Genomic DNA, 19439 nt, shown 5'->3' on the forward strand with positions numbered 1-19439 from the left:
CGCCGCGAGTGCCTCCCGTCGACGAGGAACCACGTGGCGATCACCCGGAACTCAGGCGGGGCGGCTCTGGGGGCGATATCTCCGCATCAGTGAAGAGGTTTGGAAACAGCCTTTCGCGATAGTCGAGTGGAAACGCAATGCGGACCGGCGTTTTTGGCGACGGAGACCTTAAAAATCCAGCCTTGAGCAAGTCGGCCATGGTGTTGCGGGCGGTTCTCTCCGATGTTTTCAGCGCAAGGTGCGCGTCACCCCTATCCAGGGAGCCGTGCTTTAGGATGACACCTATCAGATCCGGCGCACGCTTATCGTCGAGGACATCGCGCACCAGCATCCGGAAGCGGGTTTCAAGCCGCTCGATGTCAAACATGAAGGCGGAAAATCGAATCTGGTCGAGTACGACCGAGAGGAACCATTCGCAATAATCCTTCAGCGCAGCGGCCGACAGATTTCCTCTACCATCGAGATCGCCGCGGCGCGGGCTGTCTGCGTGGTCCATCATCCTCTTGTATTCGCCGCGATCTCTTAGTCCTCGCGCCAACCCCCGAGAAATGGACCAGAGGCCAAAGCCCCCGATTCCCGCACGCTGTGCCATGGCATGCGACATCAGGCGGCTGACGCGACCGTTTCCGTCGGGAAATGGATGGATGTAGTTCAGGCGGTGGTGAGCGGAGGCAATGGCGATGATCCTGGTGCTGGGCCAGTTCTCGGCTGCGCCAAATCGCTTTGCGAAGTGCTCCATGAATGGCTGGACCTGGGACGAAGAGGGTGGAAGATGTCTCCCCACCTCGACGTCGTCGGCAGCCTTCTGACGAAACTCCCCCGGAACGATTTCCGCCAGAATCCCGTCCGGCCGCTTAATGAACCTAAACTCTTCGGGCATCTCGTCGTAGAATGCGCGATGCGACCAGCGTAGGAAATCTACGGACGTTGGGCTTGATAGGGTCCCTTTTAGGTGCATTTCGTCGATCTCGCGTTGCACCATCACGTGGGCCTTGGCCTCAAGTGCAAGCGGGCGAGTCTCCGGCTCCAGCTCGGCGCCGGCAAGGGCACGCTCGATGTCTTTCGGCCGGGTGTTGTGCCCTTCAATCAGATTCGAGTAGTAGGAATTCATCATGCGAACGAGGTCGGCGAGCTCGGCTGCGGACTCGGGATGAAGCCCTCGGCCAAGATTTCCCGCTTCCCTTTGAATCTCGATGGATAGGTCCGCGAGAACCTGTGGGATCTGATCTTCGAAGAAGACAGGCTCAATGCGGCTGGGAGTTTCGATCATTTTTGCCGGATCCGCTCGGGAAGAATATTGTTTGAAACAATACCCTTACGGCGCAGAAGGGCAATCATTTGCCGATCTTGGTTGCCGATGTTCGCTTCCGATCGTGGCGCCTGTCGCGCTGCCCTGTGCGTTGTCTGCCGCCCCGGGATTGCGTGCATAACAGAAAAGGAACATAAAGAGAACAAACTTGACGACGGCTGGGGCGACCAGGGAGCTAAACCATGCCAGAAGTCCAGATTGCAGGCGGCCAGGGATTGCCACCGGAGCCCGGCCCCGGACAGCTGTCCGTGAATTGCTCGACGTGGTCCATCTTCGACGAGGGCGACGCTTTCGGTCGCCAGTGGATCATTCGCGGGCTGCGAGGTGCTAACGACATCATCACGGTCGAAATCCACGTCAGCGCCGAGAGCATCGTCACGATGGTTGTGGAGCCAGGGGTTGAGGCTGGCGCCGTTGTCAACGGCGGTCGGATTCCAGGCCAGCGTGGCGGAGTAAAAGCAGGCCACTGGCGTTGGGGAGCGGCGGATATGGCGAGGGCCCCGATCGGGGCCCTCGCCATATCGCGCTGCCGGGATTGCTCAGGCGATGATCTCGCCGGTTTCGGGATCGGCTTCGTCGGCGGTGGCCTGGTTTTGCTCCGCCGCGGCGGTGGCGCGGCGACGGCCGGCGGATTGCCTGAGGCGGTAGCTGTCGCCGTTCATGGCCAGGATGCTGACGTGGTGGGTCAGCCGGTCGAGAAGCGCACCGGTCAGCCGCTCCGACCCCAGGACCGAGGTCCAGTCCTCGAAGGGCAGGTTCGAGGTGACGATGGTCGAGCCACGCTCGTAGCGCTGCGAGAAGACCTCGAACAGAAGCTCGGCGCCGGTCGGCGACAGCGGCACATAGCCGAGCTCGTCAACGATCAGCAGCTTGACCGCCTGCAACTCGCGCTGGAGCCTGAGCAGGCGCTTCTCGTCGCGGGCCTCGAGGAGCTGGCTGACCAGCGAAGCCGCCGTGGTGAAGGCGACGGAGAAGCCCTTCTGGCAAGCGGCCAGCCCGAGCGCGAGAGCGACATGGGTCTTGCCCGTGCCACTGTTGCCGAGCGCGATGATGTTCTCCCGGCGCAGGATGTAGCCGCAGCGCGCCAGTTCCAGCACGAGCATCTTGTTGAGGCTCGGGATCGCCGTGAAGTCGAAGGTGTCGAAGCTCTTCACCGCCGGGAACCGCGCCGCCCGGATCCGCCGCTCGACCATGCGCCGTTCCCGGTCGATCAGTTCGAGTTCGACCAGCCGCAGCAGGTAGCGGGGATGATCGACGCCGTCCCGGGCGCATTCCCGCGCGACCTTGTCGTATTCGCGCAGGACCGTCGGCAGCTTCAGATGCTTGAGGTGATGGGCCAGCAGCACCTGCGGCGTTCCCGCGGTGGTGCCCGCCGGCATCACCTCCTTCGCCGGGCCCGTCATGCCGCCGCTCCAGGCAGGAGAACGGCATAATCGGCGGCCGAGGTCGTCTTCACTGCCGTCTTCGGCAGGTGCGGATAGGCCGCCAGGTTGAGACGGGCCGGGCGCCGCTCCAGACGCGCCAGGGCGATCAGCTTCACTGCATCGAAGCCGATCGCACCCAGTCGGATGGCCTCGCCCACGGCAAAGCTCACGACCTCGCGCGGAAGGGCCTCCATCAGCCGCAGCACCTGGATGAACTCACGCTTGCCGCGATTGCCCATCCGCGCTTCCAGAAGATGGCGCAGGTGCTGGAATGTCTCGGGCAGGTCCCAGCCCTGGAGCGCCGCCGCCTGGTCGAGCGCGTTCGGCTTGCTCTCAATCAGCGCCAGATAGTGCAGCGGATCGGCGACGAACACGCCGGTCCCGTAGCTGCGCGGGTGCCGGGCGATCTCCTCGCCCCGGCACAGGATCACGACCTCCTCGACGAAGCCCTTCGCCACCACGTCCTGGAAGCCATAGGCCGTCGGCACCGAGTAGTCGTTCGACCGATAGCGGACCAGCGCCGTCGACGAGACCCGCCCGCCACGCTTCTCGCACGGCTCCAGCGGCACAGCCGGCAAGGAGCGCAGGGCTTCAAGATCGGCCACGAGCCGTTCGCCAATCGTCTTCGCATGCCGACCGGCCCGCTCGCCCTGCCGCCGGCGGCAGCGCTCTGCCAGCATCACGTTCAGTTCGGCGAAGCTCGCCGCCACCGGGATCGGCGTCAGGAAGTTCGAGCGGGCATGCTTCACCAGCCCTTCGACCTTGCCCTTGTCGTTGCCCTTGCCCGGGCGCCCGAACCGATCCCGGAACAGATAGTGGCTCACCAGCTCGGTGAAGGCCCGCGTCCGCTCACGCCGGCCGTCGCCGCAGATCTTCGCCACCGCGATGCGCGTGTTGTCATAGAGGATCGACAGCGGCACACCGCCGAAGAAGCCAAAAGCCGAGACGTGACCGTCCAGGAACGCTTCCGTCGTCTCGCGTGGATAGGCCTTTACGAAACAGCCGTCCGACTGTGGCAGGTCCAAGCAGAAGAAGTGGATCTTCTGCCGCACACCGCCAATCACCGCGGTCGCCTCGCCAAAATCGACCTGGGCGTGCCCGGGCGGATGCGCCAGCGGAACAAAGGTCTCCCGGCCCCGCGCCCGGCAGAGCCGCACATGGTCCTTCACCACCGTGTAGCCGCCGGCAAAGCCGTGCTCGTCACGAAGGCGCTCGAAGATCCGCTTCGCCGTATGACGCTGCTTCACCGGTGATGTCCGATCTGCCTCCAGGATCGCTTCGATCACCGGCAGAAGCGGACCCAGCTTCGGCTTCTCGACCGGCTTCGTGCGTGTGTAGCCCGGCGGCAGCGAGAACCGGCACATCTTCGCAACCGTCTCGCGGCTCAGCCCGAACACGCGAGCCGCTTCCCGCCGGCTCTTCTCCTGGTTGAAAACGAAATCGCGAACCGCCGCGTAAATCTCCACAGCGAACATCCCCGCCAACCCCGAAAGGGGTCAGCCTATCCAGTGGCCGACTTTTACGCCGCCCGCGCCGGCACAAACGCCGGCGCTCCACTGGATGGTTTTCTCACCGCCGTGCACACATCGAGCATGTCGCCAACAACGCGCTGAATCGCGGCCTTATCCGTCATCATCGGCAGCAGAAACCGAGACCTAGGATCGCAAAGAAGTTCCTCGGGAAAGAGCTGGGCCGGTAGATCAACGATGACCGGACCGAGTTCGGTATGCCGACCGGCAAGATCCTTGATTTCGCTCCCGATCGAGGATGCATCGGCAAGGACAAGCCGAGCCGTCTCAAAGGGGGCCTCTTCGTCCGCCCGCAACGCCGGTGGCTCCCCGGAGGCCAACACCTGGATCAGCAGAGGCTCCAATCCCATCTCGAAGAATCCGCAGGCGAGCAACAGACTGGCCGTTGTCCGTCCGATGCCCTGCCCGGAACCTGCACAAACAAAGACTTCCATACCTTGCCTTCCAATTCAGGGGCCTTGGCGATTCGCCGCACCCTATCGAAGCGCAGTAGGTCCGTCCATAACGTTTGTCCAAAAATGGCCATATAGGGCCTATTCAGGACACATGAGTCCTATATCGGACAATTGTTGACAAGCTGGATTCCGGGACCCGCGCGTGCGATGCCATGGGCATGGTCCCTGGCGCTAACGTATTGAAAGCGGCAAGAATTGCGCTCGGATTGAGCCCAGACGAACTGGCCAAGCAAGCAGGCATCAGCCGACGGACTCTCGGGCGGGTCGAAACCCATCCTCGCTCCGACCGCTATCTGAAGGGCGCCGCAATGGTTCAGCAGGCGCTAGAAGATCGGGGCGTGGAGTTCCTGAGAGCTCTAGCCACCAAAGGGGAAGGCTTTCGGTTACCATTGGTCATTACTGGCGCAGCCTCTGACTCCGCCCCGAAGTGACCCGCACCAGGACGTTGGCGGCAGGAGCCCATCATTCACATGACCGTAATCCGCGCGCCGCGAACGTCTGCATTAATATCCATCCACGTTCAGCCGCCACTGCTTTCAGTGCAGACGGGATTGGGGCCTCGTCGACTTCCAAGCTGAACGCCTTTTTCCGTATTTCAAGTTCCTGACGATCGTCGCCTTCCTGTTGCTCGCGATCCTGCCCCGCACCCAGTTGGTAAGCTTGCTGGACCGAACCGCTGGCTGGCGATCGCGGGTTGGCTTCGGGTTGGAAATCGCCGCAGCACTGGCCATCGTCACCCTTGGAGCCTGGCCGCTGCTGCGGTAAACCGCTCGGGCGAGCTCCTTGCAGAGCGGCGCGCTAAGGGTTCGGATTTCACCCCCGCAACCGCTGCGGCAATGCCCGCCAGGGAAGAGTCTATGCGCAGCCCCGATGGCGTCACGTCCTTCGAACCGCGATTACGCCAGAACCAGCCAAGCCAGTCGGCCTCGCAAGCAGGATGATTCGAGGTCAATGGCGGCAACCGAAATCTAAATTGAGCGGCTAGGGCTGCCGCTCAAGCCATGCCGTCACAATTTCCGGTTCAACACCTGCCACTTCAATTAGCCTATCGGGATCAAGGATCCGAAGCCGACGATAATGGAACTCGACGATGCGTTCCTTCCGCAGCCCGCTGAGGACCCGATTGACGTGAACCGACGTCAGCCCCGTCGCGTCGCCGATCTGCTCCTGCGTGAGCGGGAGCGGCATTTCCTCAATGCGATTGCCCGGCCATTGAGCGCGGTAGCGGGCAAATAGCTCCAATATGAGGTGGGCGACCCGCTCTCGCGCGGACCGGCGCCCGATGCTCGTCAGGTGATCAAACGCCAGGCTGCAATCGCGGGCCAGCGAGCGCGCCAGACGCATGGTCAGCTCCGGCTCATCGCGGGACAGTGTCGCAAGCATCGAGGTCGGGATCACGGACGCCACCACGTCGGTCAGCGCCAGCGCCCCGAACGTTGCCTGCGACCGATTTGATGGCAAGACGCCCAGTATGGCGCCGGGCAATGCGAACTGGACGATCTGGCGCCTGCCATCCTCAAGCTGGGTATAGAGAGCCACCCAGCCATCGATCAGGTTGAAGATGGCGTTGCCCGTCGACCCAACGCTGAAGAGGTCGCGGCCCGCTTCGATTTTTCGATCGCCCGATCGGTAGCGCGGCAACAACCGATACCCCTCGGTTGACGAAGGTGCATCGGCAGCGGGCCGCGGTGCACCGTCAGCGCCCGTCAGGCTACGGCGCGGACGTCTGCTCAAGTCGTGAACCGACGCACTCGCCCCGTCGGCCAGTTCACGCAATGCCAATTCACGAAAGGTCGGCCCATTCCGCTCGCACTTGATATTTTCCCAATCGTTGCGAGGGAGCGACCGGGCCATCTCCTCAGAAATAGACGCTCGATCCAAATTCATATTGCACCTCCCGGGCGCACCTGGCCCGTTGCGGCGGCTGCCTTGGCAGCCCATCAGCATTCTGGATGAAATCCCGAGCTCGCCGGCTCAGCGCGTCCGACACCCTCGGTCGGCACGACACGGCTCACGATCGTGTGCTGGCCGACCTATGTCGGCAGGGGACGCATCGAAGGCGAGCGCAGCGGCCTAATAGAGATAGGCTTTGGGGACGGGCGGATCGCGACCGACAATAACCGAGTGTACGTGATCTTCGCGAGAAACCACGATTACCGCAGACGTGAGCGACGCTCGAATGATGTCACAGCGATATGGATGCTGAGATACCTGACATTGCGCGCAGACTGTCCGGCAGCAAGCGTGCCGGGGCAGACAACCGTCTTCGCCCGCGGACGTCACGATGACGGTCGAATATATCGCCGGACTGGCCTGCTCTCGTGCCGCACGGTTCTCGTGCGCCCACGATGCTTCCCCCAGCCACAGTAGGGAAACCATGCAGACGACAACCAATGCAATGAACCTGAACATCCGCACCATAGCCGTCGAAAGTTCGTTTGCGCTGAACGTCAGCCGCGGATCCGGGGGTCGAGTGATCCAGATACGCGATGCGTGCAAGCCCGCGTATCCATTCCACTACGACAGGATGCCGTTTGCTTTGATCGAGGTCAAAAGCGCTGCTTACACGTGGCCACGTCGAAATCGCTGCCCGGATGCGCGATTGATCGAAATTAAGGTGTCGCGCAGAAAGCTGTGCTGATCTCTTGCGGTGTAGAAGATTTCTCGCGCGGGCCAAGATGGCACCAATAGCCCTGCCCCGAATTGATCGAAGGCACCGGATAGCAGTGCTCGTCGCGCGGGGACGACGCAAGGCGATGCTCAGTCCGTTCTTCGCCAAATGCGATGGGGTGCTACTGATCGACCCTGACGAAGCACAGGAACATGAGTTCCGCGCGAACTGCGAACGAACCGGCGAAGCCATCTGTGACCTGGTGCTCGCAACCGGCATCACTAAGCTCATATGCGGGTTCATCGACGAAGCCGATCGCAACCGCCTTTCAGCGTTCGGGGTGGATATCCGGCTCGGCTCCTGTTCACGGCCTGTGACCCTGCTGGCACGCGAATTTGACGTCCTGCCGAAGGCTTGAGGCTTCGCCGGGCGCAGGATCGACTCGAACATCCCGCCCGAGCACGCCATATCCGGGCTTCCAGAAAGCTGGGTCACTTCGCCGCGTCAGCTTAACCGAGATCAAGGATTTGCGTCCCGGTTCGCCTCATCTGTTGAGCCAGGATCACGCCACCGCACGTCGAAGGCTCCCGTGGCCCGCCAGATTCGGGACCCTACGGTGATCCGCAGAGGCAGCTCCTACCATCGATGGCCTCCAGCGGACGCGACCTCATGGAACACAGTGCAGACCACCCCAACGCCCAGGATCAGAAGCGCCGATCCACGTCGTTCAAGATCGCTCTCGTCGGGTTTCTGGCAGTCGCGGCCTTCTATCTGATTGCGGAGCACCGCGCCCATCTCCTCGGCTGGCTCCCGTTGCTAATATTCCTCGCATGCCCGCTGCTTCATGTGTTCATGCATGGAAGACATGGAGGCCACGGCAACCAATCAATCCAGCCGTCCTCAGGTTGGCGGCAGCCTCCGCACGAACACTGATCAGGCTCTCGGAGCGCTCCCATGCACGACAACGTTCCCGCCTACGGGCTTTGGTCCCTTGTTCTTCTGAACTCCGCAGTCTTCATCTTTTTTGCTTTCAGCTTCTTCAAGCCGAAGTCACCGCGCGACTGGCGCTCATTCGGAGCCTTCAGCGCCTTCATCCTGGCCCTCTTTACGGAAATGTACGGCTTCCCGCTGACGATCTACCTCCTATCCGGTTGGTTGCAGTCCAGATATCCGGACGTCAACTGGCTCTCCCACGACGCAGGGCATCTTCTCGAGGAACTCTTCGGCTGGCGAGCGAACCCGCATTTCGGCCCCTTTCACCTGCTGAGCTTCCTGTTCATCGGCGGCGGCTTCATGTTGATCGCGGCCGGTTGGAGGGTGCTCTACGAGGCTCAGCGACGCGGCACGCTCGCCACCACTGGCATCTACGCCCGGATCAGGCATCCGCAATACGTCGGCTTCGTCCTCGTGATGTTCGGCTTCCTGCTGCAATGGCCGACGCTGCTGACGGTCGCGATGTTCCCCGTCCTGGCCTTCATGTACTGGCGGCTCGCGCGGCACGAGGAGCAGGAAGCACTAGCCGAGCACGGCGAGGCCTATGCGCGATACATGCAGGACGTGCCCGGCTACTTTCCGCGACTTTCGTCCCATCCGACCGAAACGACGAGCCGCTAGCCAAATCGAGTTCCCGGCGTGGTTTGATCTGAGGGTCTAACGGCGAGCAATGCTTCGACCTTGATAGCCCGGCACGCCGCCGCACCCGGAGTTGCCCGACGCGGATTTCACGGGATGCAGCCGTTCGTCAGCGCTGGCGGCATCACCGTGCATGCGTTAGCATTCATACTGAATCTGCCTAGGGGGCTGATCGGTTCCAGCACAGGAGAGCTTGTGGGCCAATCCGTTCATCCAGCCGCAGCCTCCACGCACTTGCCGGCATTCATTACGGCCCCCGGCGAGACAGACTGGCTCATGATTGCAATGGGCATGTTTCTGCTTCTTTTCGTCCTCGCGGTTGGCATCCTCTATCTTCGACTGCATGCGCTGCCCGATCGCCTCGCGCACAATAAAGTGCAGTTAGAAGTCACTTGCGTGTTGGGTCTGCTGGCCATGTTCACCCACATGCACATATTCTGGATCGCAGGTTTGCTTCTTGCACTGATCGATATCCCCGATGTGATCACGCCGATTAAGCGGATCGCAGGTGCAACGGAAAAGATCGCTGATCGCGCGGAAGTCGAGCGTGAAGAGCTAGGCGAGCGGCCCTCCGGTCCCGTTATCGAACCTCGGAATTCCGCCGCTGCCTAAGAATTTCGAGCTGTCTGTATCCAAGTCTAAGTGAGCAACGGAACGCCAACCGATACTCGGTCGGCGGACACAACGAACTGCGGACTCCGCTCGAGCGATAGAGGGACCGCTTTCGAGGAGCGTCTCCGCACAGGACGGGTTCGGAGAGTTGCATAGTGGTCGGTGGCCCCGGATTTGCGGTCCAAGCGCAGGTAGGCGCCCCGCGACCTCCACGTACAAAGGGAGCAAGGTTGCGAGAAAACGATATCGTGCATCCGCAACGCTTCCCATCGCAGCATGACGGAAGGAGGACCACCCGACGCCGGCGGTTGCTCCTCACCAATCCCTGCGGCGGCAGCGACAGTGCGAGAAAGCCCCCCGGCACTGGACCTTAATCTCGATCAAAGATTTCCGGTCGCGAAATGGCGACCCTCGCGGCCTCCGAAATGCTCGCCGCTGTAGCGCTGTCCTGCGTTATCCTCCGCAGCCGTGCCAAGGAACAGACTATGAGTTCGCCGCATTCTGACCATGGCCATCACGGGCATCGCGGCCATGAGGGTCACCAGGCGAGCGGGCACTCGGTCCACGACCGTCACGACAGCCCGAAGGTGGTCATGGCAGCCGGATCGAGCCATTCCGAGCATGCTGGACATGGCGGACACGACCATGGCGCCATGGTCGCCGATTTTCGCCGACGTTTCTGGGTAACGTTAGTCCTGACACCGCCGGTTCTGCTGCTGTCGCCGATGATCCAGCACTGGCTCGGCATTACCAGCGCCCTCGCTTTTCCGGGTGACGGCTATGTTCTCTTTGCGCTGTCCACGGCCGCCTATCTCTACGGCGGCTGGCCGTTCCTGACAGGCTTCGCCTCCGAGCTGCGTAAGGGGCAGCCCGGAATGATGACCCTGATCGCGCTGGCGATCTCGGCAGCCTATTTCTTCTCCGCCGCCGTCACCTTCGGCTTTCCCGGAGAGGCCTTCTACTGGGAGCTGGTGACGCTCATCGTCATCATGCTGCTCGGGCACTGGGTGGAGATGCGCTCCGTCATGGGCGCCTCACGCGCCCTCGAGGAGTTGGTGCGGCTCCTGCCGGACAGCGCAACGAGGATCGAGGCCGACGGCAGCACGCGCGAGGTTCCGATCTCGGCGCTGAAGCCGGGCGATCGCGTGATCGTCCGGCCGGGCGCCAAGGTCCCCGTCGACGGCAGGATCCTGGAGGGTTCCTCAGGCTTCAACGAGGCCATGCTTACGGGCGAGTCCAGGCCCGTCACCAAGACGGTCGGCGCGACGGCGATCGGTGGCGCGATCAACGGCGCCAACGCGGTGACGATCGAGGTGACCGCGACGGGCGACTCGACCTATCTCGCTCAGGTCATCGATCTCGTGAAGAAGGCCCAGGCGACACGCTCGCGCACGCAGGACGTCGCCAACCGGGCTGCGGCCTGGCTGACCTACATCGCCCTCATCGTCGGCTTCGGAACGCTCTTCGTCTGGTGGTTCCTCCTGTCCGCCCCTCTCGAATTCGCGCTCGAGCGGATGGTCACGGTGATGGTCGTGGCCTGCCCGCATGCGCTCGGCCTGGCCGTCCCGCTCGTTGTCGCCGTCAGTACCTCGCTCAGCGCCAGCAATGGCCTGCTGATCCGCGACCGCGCCGCCTTCGAACGCGCGCGCAATCTCAATGCTGCTGTCTTCGACAAGACGGGCACCCTGACCGAGGGCCGCTTCGGGGTCAGCGACATCGTGTTGCTCGGCGAGGGCAAGGTCGATGACGAGCTGGCCTTCGCGGCCGCAGCCGAAAGCCAGTCCGAGCACCCGATCGCCCACGGGATCGTTGCCGAGGCGAAGGCGCGGAACATCGTGCTGCCGAAGGCGACCGAGGTCAGCAACATCACCGGCGAAGGCATCGTCGCCAAGGTCGGCGACCAGGGCGTGCGCATCGTCAGTCCCGGCCATCTCGCCCGGCAGGGCCAGCCCGTCGAGCACCCGGAGCTCAAGCGACTCGAGGCCGAGGGCAAGACGGTCGTCGTGCTTGTCAGGGAGGGCACACCCCGGGCCCTGTTCGCACTCGCCGACATCGTCAGGCCGGAATCGAGGGAGGCGATAGCCGAGCTCACCCGCCTCGGCATCAGGTCGGTGATGCTGACGGGCGATGCCAGGGGTGTTGCAGAGACCGTCTCCAAGGAACTCGGCATCACCGAGTTCTTCGCCGAGGTGCTCCCCGACCAGAAGTCCGAGAAGATCAAGGAGCTTCAGGCGCGCGGGCTCTCGGTCGCCATGGTCGGCGACGGCGTCAACGACGCACCGGCCCTCGTCCAGGCCGATCTGGGCGTCGCCATCGGCGCCGGGACTGACGTCGCCGTGGAATCGGCCGACGTGGTTCTTGTCAGAAGCGATCCGCGCGATGTCGGGGCGATCCTGGGCCTGTCGCGCGCGACCTATCGCAAGATGGTTCAGAACCTGATCTGGGCGACCGGGTACAACACCATCGCCATCCCGATGGCCGCCGGCATTTCCTTTGGCACAGGCTTCCTGATGACCCCGGCCGTGGCTGCCGTCTTCATGTCCGCCAGCACCGTGATCGTCGCTATCAACGCGCAGTTCCTGCGCTTCTACAGGCGCCAGGCATGACTTCGACGAACCGACAGGAAAGCGTTCCGCGATGCGGCTGATCCTTCCCCTGCCCGGCAACGAGGCCTTCGCGCAACGGCTGGCGGATGCCGGAGGATGGGAGTTCGGCGCGCTCGAAACGCGCCGCTTTCCCGATGGTGAGAGCTATGTGCGCCTCCTGTCGGATGTCGCAGGCAGGCCGGTCGATCTCGTTGGCACGCTGGCCAGGCCCGACGAGGGCTTCCTGCGCCTGGTCTTCGCTGCGGATGCGGCTCGCTCGCTCGGAGCGCGGACGGTGACGCTGATTGCGCCTTACCTCTCCTATATGCGGCAGGATCGGCGTTTCAGGGCCGGAGAGGCCGTGACCTCGAGAAGCTTTGCGCGGCTCATCTCGTCGAGCTTCGACAGGCTGGTTACCGTCGACCCGCACCTGCACCGATATCCGGCGCTTTCCTCCCTCTATTCCATCGCCACGAGCACGCTGCATGCGGCCCCGCTTCTCGCCGACTGGATCGCGGCGGAAGTCCATTCGCCCCTCGTCATCGGCCCGGACGAGGAAAGCGAGCAATGGGTTTCGGCGATTGCCGAACGAGCCCGCGCTCCCTGGACGGTGCTTCGCAAGGTGAGGCATGGGGATCGCAGCGTCGATGTCGATGTGCCCGACCTGTCCGCATGGCAGGGGCGCCAACCCGTTCTCGTCGACGATATCGCCTCGTCCGGCCACACCCTGATCGAGGCGGCGCGCAAGCTCCCGCTGCAAGCATTTCCCAAGCCCGTCATTGCGGTCGTCCATGCCATCTTCGCCGACGATTCCTATGCTCGCCTGCGCACGCTATCCGAAAGGATCGTCTCCACGGACGCAGTCGAGCACGAGAGCAATGCCATCGGTCTTTCCTCACTGATTGCAGGCGAGTTGTCGGTCGCGGAAGATGCAGCGGAACAACTCGTGCGGCGGCGCAGGCCGCCCGAACCGCGCGACGAGGTTGAGCAAGCCGGATATGACTCCTTTCCGGCCAGTGACCCGCCACCCTGGACGTCCGGCCGATGAAGCCTCGCACGCAAATCGAGGTCCCGGGCGGGCAGAATGCGGTGACGAGCGCGAGGCTCAAGCGATCCGAATTGGCCTCGACTTTCGGCGCCGCTCTGTTCGGCGGCGGCCTCGGATTGCTGGTCGCCCGCTACGTTGCCGACCTTACGGTTCCCTTACTGCTGGCGGGAGCGCTCATGCATGCTTGGGGAATGTACGACAAGCACGCAATCGAGCGGGACCTGGGACGGCCCGAGGCGCCGTGGATGAGGGCGTTGTACTGGCTGTGCTGGCTGGTTCTGGCGGGCGTGGCTCTCACGATCATTCTGAGAGCGCTCCTCTATGCGGCTTCGGTCCAGGTATCCGCTCGCGCAGCAGCAGGCGCACTTCTCTCCTGAGAGCAATCCGCGCAGAAAGGTCCAGCGAGTGAACCACGATCCATCTCCCGAATTTCTGCGTTGGGCCAATGGCTATGGCGTCATCGAGCACTCGTCCGAAACCAGGGATCGCGTCCGGGCCCTGGGGGCGCGGCTGATCGCGGCCGGCAGAACGACCGAAGTGGATGCGTATTACCGCTTGCTCGCGGCGGCGGACCGCCTCGCGTCGGCCGCCATGTGGGCCGTCGTCCACATGACCTATGCCCGAAGGATGGACCTCTCCGGCGCGCCTTTGCCGCCGGAGGCCTTCAAGGCCACACCGGAGGGACATACCGGCGGCTCGCTCAATATGGTTCCCGCATTCGTCGGCTATCTCGTCGCCAACGCGATCACCGCGACGACGCGCTCCTGGCTCATGGGACAGGGGCATTGCGTCGCCTCCATAGAGGCGATCAACGCCCTTACCGGCGACGTGTCCGCCGTCCAAAAGGGCCGCTACGATCGTAGCGAAGCCGGGCTTTCGAGGCTTGCCACCGACTTCTATTCCTATGCGATCGACGGAAACGGACACGCCTCGGTTCCGCTCGGAAGCCACGCCGGCCCCAACACGGCCGGTGCGATCTCGGAGGGAGGGTACCTCGGCTTTGCCGAGGTACAATACGTTCACATGCCGCTCCCCGGCGAGCGGCTGGTCGCGTTCTTGAGCGACGGCGCCTTCGAGGAACAACGAGGTTCCGATTGGACGCCGCGCTGGTGGCGCGCCGAGGATTCCGGCATCGCGGTCCCGGTGATGATCCTCAACGGTCGCAGGATCGAGGAGCGAGCCCAAATCGCACAGCAGGGTGGCTCAGACTGGCTCGCCTCCCATCTGCGCCATAATGGGTTCGACCCTTTCACGATCGACGGGCGGGATCCAGCAGCCTTTGCCTGGGCGATCCTCACGGCGGAGGAGCGGCTCGAACGCTTCGCGGCCCGCCCGGACCGCCGCTATCCCGCGCCGATCCCCTACGTCATCGCCGAGACGGTCAAGGGCTTCGGGTTCCCTGGAGCGGGCACCAACGCCGCGCATAACCTGCCGCTCGGCGGCAACCCGTCGAACGACGAGGTCGCGCGCCAAGCGTTCAACGATGCCGCGCGGTCCCTCTTCGTGCCGTCGGACGAGCTCGATCGTGCCATCGGCGCGCTGGCGGTTCACGGGAAACAGAACCGCCCGCCCGAGAGCCGGCACCCGCTGGCGTTCCGGCACCCGCCCTCCCCTCGACTTCCTGAGCCCGATTGGACGAGGGCCGGCAGCCCGGCAGATTGCGCTATGCATGCGCTCGACCGGTGGTTCGTGCGCCTGGTCGACCACAACCCGGAACTGAGGCCGCGCGTCGGAAACCCCGACGAACTGCGATCCAATCACATGGGCGCTACGCTCGATCGCCTGCGCCATCGCGTGAACGTCTGCGAACCCGGGACCGCGGAGGCCGTGGACGGAGCGGTCATCACCGCTCTAAACGAGGAAGCGGTGGCGGGCGCGGCGCTTGCCAACAAAGGTGGCCTCAACCTGATCGTCAGTTACGAGGCCTTCGCCATGAAGATGCTCGGCGGCCTGCGACAGGAAATCGTCTTCGCCCGGCGACAGCGCGAGATCGGACGGCAGCCAGGCTGGATATCCGTGCCGCTCGTCGTCACCTCCCACACCTGGGAGAATTCCAAGAACGAGCAGTCGCATCAGGATCCCACGATCGGCGAGGCACTACTCGGCGAGATGTCGGACACCGCACGCGTCCTGTTCCCGGTCGACGCCAACACCGCCATGGCCGCCTTGCGCTCGGTCTATGGCGGCCGCGGACAGGTGGCCTGCCTGATCGTCTCCAAGCGCGACATGCCGCATCGGCTCGACGCCGAGACGGCCACCCGGTTCGTGGAGGACGGCGCGGCCCATTTCGAGGGCGTGCCGGACGCAGCCGACCTACAGATCGTCGCGATCGGCGCCTATCAGTTGGAAGAGGCGCTGAAGGCCGCCAGCCGACTTGGACGGCACGGTCATCGAGTCCTGGTCACAGGAATCTGCGAACCCGGACGCTTTCGTCAGCCGCGCGATCCTATCGAGGCGGCCTTTACGGCAGGCGACGATGCAGTCGCGGCGTTGTTCCCGCCGGATCTGCCGCGCGTGATCGTGACCCATACGAGGCCTGAACCCATGCTTGGCCTGTTGCGGCGGCTGGACGGCGGACCACGGCGGACCACGGCGCTCGGCTATATCAGCCGCGGCGGCACGTTCGACGTGCCCGGGATGCTCTTCGCCAATCGTTGCTCGTGGGCGCATCTGGTGGATGCGGCGGCGCCGCTCGCTGGCTGGTCCCAAGTCGACTTGCTCACACCCGCCGAGCGCGACGCCATCAATGGACGCGGCGACCCGGCCCACCTCCTAATCTCAACGACCTGAAGGGCCGTCACGCTCATGCTCACGCTCACCTCCCTCGGCGGCGCCGGTACGGTTACCGGCTCCAAGCATCTCCTTGCCCACAACGACACCCGCATCCTGATCGATTGCGGCCTGTTCCAGGGTCTCAAGAACCTGCGCGATCTGAACTGGGAACCGCTGCCCATCGACCCGTCGAGCATCGATGCGGTGGTGCTAACGCACGCCCACCTCGATCATTCCGGCTATCTGCCGAGGCTGGTTCGAGAGGGCTTTCGCGGCAAGATCTTCGCGACCGCCGCCACGAGCGACATCGCCGAATTGATCCTGATGGACAGCGCCCACCTCAACGAGAAGGACGCCGAATACGCCAACAGGAAGGGATTTTCTAAGCACAAGCCAGCCCTGCCGCTGTACGGAAGCCATGATGCCGAGCGCGCTCTCGAATTCTTCACATCGGTTCCATTCGGCGAGGTCGTTCGGCTTCCCGGTGGCGCCACGCTGAGGTTCCGGCACGCCGGGCACATCCTGGGTGCCGCCACCGCCGATATCGAATGGGGCGGACGCCGTATCGCCTTCTCCGGCGACATAGGGCGCTATGACGACCCGGTTCTCCCCGACCCCGAAGCCGTGCCCGAAGCGGACTATGTTCTCGTGGAATCGACCTACGGCAACCGCGTCCATGACCCGGCCGATCCCACCGAAGCGCTCGGTGCGATCGTCAAGAGAACGGTCGAGCGGGGCGGAACGCTGGTGATCCCGGCCTTCGCGGTCGGGCGCGCCCAATCGCTGCTCTACCATCTGTGGAAGCTCAAGACGAATGGGCAGCTTGCCAACGTCCCGATCTACCTGGACAGCCCCATGGCGATCGATGCAACCAATCTGCTGCACGCCCATCGCGCCGACCATCGGCTGCCTGTGGAGGTGTGCACCGCCGTCTGTGCGGTCGCGACCTATACTCGGGACGTCGAGGGTTCCAAGGCGATCACGGCCAGCCCCTATCCCAAGGTGGTGATCTCGGCGAGCGGGATGGCGACCGGCGGGCGCGTCCTCCACCATCTCAAGGCGTTTGCCCCCGACTCGAAGAATACGATCCTGTTCTCCGGCTTCCAGTCTGCGGGCACTCGCGGCCGCGCCATGCTGCAAGGCGCACACGAGACCAAGATCCATGGCGAGTGGATCCCCGTCCAGGCGGAAGTCGCCGAGTTGTCGATGCTCTCCGCGCACGCTGACGCGAACGAATTGATGCGCTGGTTGTCGGGCTTTCGGCGCGCGCCAAGCCGCGCCTTCATCGTTCACGGTGAGGATGATGCTTCGGAAGCCTTGCGCGTGCGAATCGACCGCGAGCTCGGCTGGAACGCCACCATCCCTCGCATGAACCAGTCCTTCGACCTATGACGATGCCCAACGATCCCGCCGTCACCCAACCGACGTTGCGAGCCAGGCGGCTACACCTGCACTCGCAGCACCAGGCGGTCGTCGTCATGCGGACCGACTGCCACGTCTGTCGCTCCGAGGGATTGGCCGCCCGATCACAGGTTCTGCTTTCCAATGGCGAGCGGCATGTCCAGGCGACGCTGTTCCAGGTCGAAGGGGACTCGCTCCTCGCCCTCGATGAGGCCGGGCTTTCCGAGACGGCCTGGGACCTTCTCGGCATCACGGAGGGCGAGGCGATCACCGTCAGCCATCCGCCCGCCATCTCGTCGTTGGCAAGCGTGCGCCGGCGCATCTACGGCAACCGGCTCGATGCGCAGGCGTTCTCCGCTATCGTCGGGGACGTGGTCGCCGGGCGCTACACCGACGTCCATCTCGCAGCCTTCCTGACGGCCAGTGCCGCGTTGCCGCTGAACGAGGGCGAGACGGCCGATCTGACGGATGCGATGGTCAAGGTCGGTGACCATCTGCGATGGGATGCACCGATCGTGGTCGACAAGCACTGCGTCGGCGGCCTTCCCGGCAACCGAACGACCCCGATCGTCGTCGCCATCGTTGCGGCGAACGGCTTGGTCATGCCCAAGACCTCCTCCCGCGCCATCACCTCTCCGGCTGGAACGGCCGATACCATGGAGACGCTCGCGCCGGTCGATCTCGACATGGCGAAGCTACGGCGAGTGGTCGAGGCCGAGGGCGGATGCGTGGCATGGGGCGGCGCCGTGCACCTCAGCCCCGCGGACGACATCTTCGTTCGCGTCGAGCGTGAACTCGACGTCGACACCGAAGGTCAGCTCATCGCATCGGTCCTCTCGAAGAAGATCGCCGCGGGCTCGACCCATGTCGTCATCGACATCCCCGTCGGGCCGACCGCCAAGGTCCGCAGCGGCGAGGCCGCCGATCATCTCGCGGATCGCATGAGCGCGGTCGCGGCACGTTTCGGCCTCAGCGCGACATGTCTCCAGACCGACGGGGCACAGCCCGTGGGGCGAGGTATCGGCCCGGCCCTCGAGGCTTTCGATGTCCTCGCCGTGCTCCAGAACGCGCCCGATGCCCCCGACGATCTGCGCCAGCGTGCCGCCCTGCTCGCGGGCGCGGCCCTTGAGATCGGTGGCAAGGCCGAACAAGGACGCGGCACCGTGATGGCCCTTGAAACGTTGAGCAGCGGCAAGGCCTGGACGAAGTTCGAGGCAATCTGCCGGGCGCAGGGCGGGTTGCGCGCACCGCCAAAGGCATCGAGCGTCCACGCGCTCGTCGCCCCAAGCGCTGGTCGCGTGGTTCATATCGACAACCGCAAGGTCGCCAGGCTTGCCAAGCTGGCGGGAGCGCCGGAGGCCAAGGCCGCGGGCGTCCATATGGAGGTCCGGTTGGGCGCGACGATCGACAGGGGCCAGCCCCTCCTGCATGTCCACGCCGAAACGGCTTCGGAATTATCCTACGCGCTCGACTACGCCTCGCGTGCCGGAGACATCGTCAAGGTCGAGCCGTGAGGCTCGAGCTATGGCCTTCCACGCTGGCTTGTCCCGGGACGCAGGCGTTCAACGTCTACCAACGAACCATGCATTGGATCGTGCCGCTCCTTTGCATCATCCAGGTGCCGACGGCCTGGGCGATCCAGCGCACGCACCTGGCGCACGGCTTCCTCAAGCCTGCTCCCATCGACTTGTTCCTGCATCAGGTTCACGCCTGGAGCGGATGGCTGATCCTGCTGATGGCGCTGCTACAGCTTGCGATCCGGCTCGTCCGCGGCAAGCCCCTTCCTCCCGATGGCACCTCGCGATTGGAAGCTCGGGTAGCTTCAGCCACACACATAGCGCTGTACGGCCTCTTGATCGCGCTGCCGGTGACCGGAACGATCGCGATGTATCTCACCTTCCGGGTCGCGCCTCTCCATAGATACCTGAGCTGGTTGCTCCTGGCATTGGTCCTCATCCACATCGTCGCTGCGCTCTGGCATCACCTCTATCGCCGCGACGACGTCTTGCGCAGGATGATCAAGGGCTGATGAGGCGTGCCGTCGCCAGGAACCGGGCGTCG

The 19439-nt window shown here is 64.0% G+C and carries 18 protein-coding genes; 13 read left to right on the forward strand and 5 right to left on the reverse strand.

Going from position 1 to position 19439, the window contains the following annotated elements; genetic code table 11:
- Window positions 1-40 precede the first annotated feature (40 nt).
- The 4 genes from Q9235_RS21440 to Q9235_RS21455 all read right to left on the reverse strand — a co-directional run bounded on the left by Q9235_RS21440 (window position 41) and on the right by Q9235_RS21455 (window position 4696).
- The gene (locus Q9235_RS21440) at window positions 41-1270 is read right to left on the reverse strand and encodes a Fic family protein (RefSeq protein WP_054207545.1); all 1230 of its coding nucleotides are present in this window, start codon (window positions 1268-1270) and stop codon (window positions 41-43) included.
- A 578-nt stretch (window positions 1271-1848) separates the two neighbouring features.
- On the reverse strand, window positions 1849-2712 hold the full coding sequence (gene istB / locus Q9235_RS21445) for an IS21-like element helper ATPase IstB (protein ID WP_054211492.1): 864 nt from the start codon (window positions 2710-2712) through the stop codon (window positions 1849-1851).
- A complete protein-coding gene (istA, locus tag Q9235_RS21450) occupies window positions 2709-4208 on the reverse strand; it encodes an IS21 family transposase (protein WP_054211493.1) in 1500 nt (499 codons plus the stop codon). The genes istB and istA overlap by 4 nt, the downstream gene beginning before the upstream one ends.
- Window positions 4209-4252: 44 nt before the next feature.
- Window positions 4253-4696, reverse strand: coding sequence for a hypothetical protein (locus Q9235_RS21455; protein ID WP_054211494.1), 444 nt, complete (start codon window positions 4694-4696; stop codon window positions 4253-4255).
- A gap of 179 nt (window positions 4697-4875) precedes the next feature.
- Between Q9235_RS21455 and Q9235_RS26910 the strand changes: the two genes are divergently transcribed.
- On the forward strand, window positions 4876-5148 hold the full coding sequence (locus Q9235_RS26910) for a helix-turn-helix transcriptional regulator (protein WP_377801839.1): 273 nt from the start codon (window positions 4876-4878) through the stop codon (window positions 5146-5148).
- A gap of 550 nt (window positions 5149-5698) precedes the next feature.
- Here Q9235_RS26910 and Q9235_RS21460 read toward each other — a convergent pair.
- Window positions 5699-6604, reverse strand: coding sequence for a Crp/Fnr family transcriptional regulator (locus tag Q9235_RS21460; protein ID WP_248307366.1), 906 nt, complete (start codon window positions 6602-6604; stop codon window positions 5699-5701).
- A 397-nt stretch (window positions 6605-7001) separates the two neighbouring features.
- Between Q9235_RS21460 and Q9235_RS21465 the strand changes: the two genes are divergently transcribed.
- The 12 genes from Q9235_RS21465 (at window position 7002) to Q9235_RS21520 (ending at window position 19407) form a co-directional block, all read left to right on the forward strand.
- Entirely contained in the window at window positions 7002-7358 is a 357-nt protein-coding gene (locus Q9235_RS21465) for a hypothetical protein (protein ID WP_306223822.1), read from the forward strand.
- A 115-nt stretch (window positions 7359-7473) separates the two neighbouring features.
- The gene (locus Q9235_RS21470) at window positions 7474-7746 is read left to right on the forward strand and encodes a hypothetical protein (protein WP_054211495.1); all 273 of its coding nucleotides are present in this window, start codon (window positions 7474-7476) and stop codon (window positions 7744-7746) included.
- Between the two features lie 251 nt (window positions 7747-7997).
- The gene (locus Q9235_RS21475; protein ID WP_054211512.1) at window positions 7998-8261 is read left to right on the forward strand and encodes a DUF2933 domain-containing protein; all 264 of its coding nucleotides are present in this window, start codon (window positions 7998-8000) and stop codon (window positions 8259-8261) included.
- A 21-nt stretch (window positions 8262-8282) separates the two neighbouring features.
- Window positions 8283-8942 carry a methyltransferase family protein gene (locus Q9235_RS21480; protein ID WP_054211496.1) on the forward strand — a complete coding sequence of 220 codons (660 nt, stop codon included), beginning with the start codon at window positions 8283-8285 and terminating at the stop codon, window positions 8940-8942.
- A gap of 114 nt (window positions 8943-9056) precedes the next feature.
- Window positions 9057-9572 (forward strand): hypothetical protein, encoded by a 516-nt coding sequence (locus Q9235_RS21485; RefSeq protein WP_054211497.1) that lies wholly within the window; start codon window positions 9057-9059, stop codon window positions 9570-9572.
- Between the two features lie 485 nt (window positions 9573-10057).
- A complete protein-coding gene (locus tag Q9235_RS21490; protein ID WP_082737605.1) occupies window positions 10058-12178 on the forward strand; it encodes a heavy metal translocating P-type ATPase in 2121 nt (706 codons plus the stop codon).
- Window positions 12179-12209: 31 nt separating this feature from the next.
- Complete coding sequence (locus tag Q9235_RS21495; RefSeq protein ID WP_054211502.1) at window positions 12210-13205, forward strand: ribose-phosphate pyrophosphokinase; 996 nt, start codon at window positions 12210-12212, stop codon at window positions 13203-13205.
- Window positions 13202-13582 (forward strand): hypothetical protein, encoded by a 381-nt coding sequence (locus Q9235_RS21500; protein ID WP_054211503.1) that lies wholly within the window; start codon window positions 13202-13204, stop codon window positions 13580-13582. The genes Q9235_RS21495 and Q9235_RS21500 overlap by 4 nt, the downstream gene beginning before the upstream one ends.
- 28 nt (window positions 13583-13610) lie before the next feature.
- Window positions 13611-15995: a phosphoketolase family protein gene (locus Q9235_RS21505; protein WP_245282479.1), complete on the forward strand. Its 2385-nt coding sequence runs from the start codon at window positions 13611-13613 to the stop codon at window positions 15993-15995.
- A gap of 15 nt (window positions 15996-16010) precedes the next feature.
- Window positions 16011-17369: an MBL fold metallo-hydrolase RNA specificity domain-containing protein gene (locus Q9235_RS21510; RefSeq protein ID WP_054211504.1), complete on the forward strand. Its 1359-nt coding sequence runs from the start codon at window positions 16011-16013 to the stop codon at window positions 17367-17369.
- Entirely contained in the window at window positions 17366-18892 is a 1527-nt protein-coding gene (locus Q9235_RS21515; protein ID WP_082365521.1) for a thymidine phosphorylase family protein, read from the forward strand. The genes Q9235_RS21510 and Q9235_RS21515 overlap by 4 nt, the downstream gene beginning before the upstream one ends.
- Window positions 18893-18960: 68 nt before the next feature.
- Entirely contained in the window at window positions 18961-19407 is a 447-nt protein-coding gene (locus tag Q9235_RS21520; protein ID WP_054211505.1) for a cytochrome b, read from the forward strand.
- The last annotated feature ends 32 nt before the right edge of the window (window positions 19408-19439 follow it).

This window comes from Bosea beijingensis, from assembly GCF_030758975.1.
Taxonomy (GTDB): domain Bacteria; phylum Pseudomonadota; class Alphaproteobacteria; order Rhizobiales; family Beijerinckiaceae; genus Allobosea; species Allobosea beijingensis.

What these genes read in the sequence shown, in the direction of transcription:
- Q9235_RS21440 (WP_054207545.1), bottom strand. Translation starts at nt 1,270, where the DNA reads ATGATCGAAACTCCCAGCCGCATTGAGCCTGTCTTCTTCGAAGATCAG.
- istB (WP_054211492.1), bottom strand. Translation starts at nt 2,712, where the DNA reads ATGACGGGCCCGGCGAAGGAGGTGATGCCGGCGGGCACCACCGCGGGA.
- istA (WP_054211493.1), bottom strand. Translation starts at nt 4,208, where the DNA reads ATGTTCGCTGTGGAGATTTACGCGGCGGTTCGCGATTTCGTTTTCAAC.
- Q9235_RS21455 (WP_054211494.1), bottom strand. Translation starts at nt 4,696, where the DNA reads ATGGAAGTCTTTGTTTGTGCAGGTTCCGGGCAGGGCATCGGACGGACA.
- Q9235_RS26910 (WP_377801839.1), top strand. Translation starts at nt 4,876, where the DNA reads ATGGTCCCTGGCGCTAACGTATTGAAAGCGGCAAGAATTGCGCTCGGA.
- Q9235_RS21460 (WP_248307366.1), bottom strand. Translation starts at nt 6,604, where the DNA reads ATGAATTTGGATCGAGCGTCTATTTCTGAGGAGATGGCCCGGTCGCTC.
- Q9235_RS21465 (WP_306223822.1), top strand. Translation starts at nt 7,002, where the DNA reads ATGACGGTCGAATATATCGCCGGACTGGCCTGCTCTCGTGCCGCACGG.
- Q9235_RS21470 (WP_054211495.1), top strand. Translation starts at nt 7,474, where the DNA reads ATGCTCAGTCCGTTCTTCGCCAAATGCGATGGGGTGCTACTGATCGAC.
- Q9235_RS21475 (WP_054211512.1), top strand. Translation starts at nt 7,998, where the DNA reads ATGGAACACAGTGCAGACCACCCCAACGCCCAGGATCAGAAGCGCCGA.
- Q9235_RS21480 (WP_054211496.1), top strand. Translation starts at nt 8,283, where the DNA reads ATGCACGACAACGTTCCCGCCTACGGGCTTTGGTCCCTTGTTCTTCTG.
- Q9235_RS21485 (WP_054211497.1), top strand. Translation starts at nt 9,057, where the DNA reads ATGCAGCCGTTCGTCAGCGCTGGCGGCATCACCGTGCATGCGTTAGCA.
- Q9235_RS21490 (WP_082737605.1), top strand. Translation starts at nt 10,058, where the DNA reads ATGAGTTCGCCGCATTCTGACCATGGCCATCACGGGCATCGCGGCCAT.
- Q9235_RS21495 (WP_054211502.1), top strand. Translation starts at nt 12,210, where the DNA reads ATGCGGCTGATCCTTCCCCTGCCCGGCAACGAGGCCTTCGCGCAACGG.
- Q9235_RS21500 (WP_054211503.1), top strand. Translation starts at nt 13,202, where the DNA reads ATGAAGCCTCGCACGCAAATCGAGGTCCCGGGCGGGCAGAATGCGGTG.
- Q9235_RS21510 (WP_054211504.1), top strand. Translation starts at nt 16,011, where the DNA reads ATGCTCACGCTCACCTCCCTCGGCGGCGCCGGTACGGTTACCGGCTCC.
- Q9235_RS21515 (WP_082365521.1), top strand. Translation starts at nt 17,366, where the DNA reads ATGACGATGCCCAACGATCCCGCCGTCACCCAACCGACGTTGCGAGCC.
- Q9235_RS21520 (WP_054211505.1), top strand. Translation starts at nt 18,961, where the DNA reads ATGCATTGGATCGTGCCGCTCCTTTGCATCATCCAGGTGCCGACGGCC.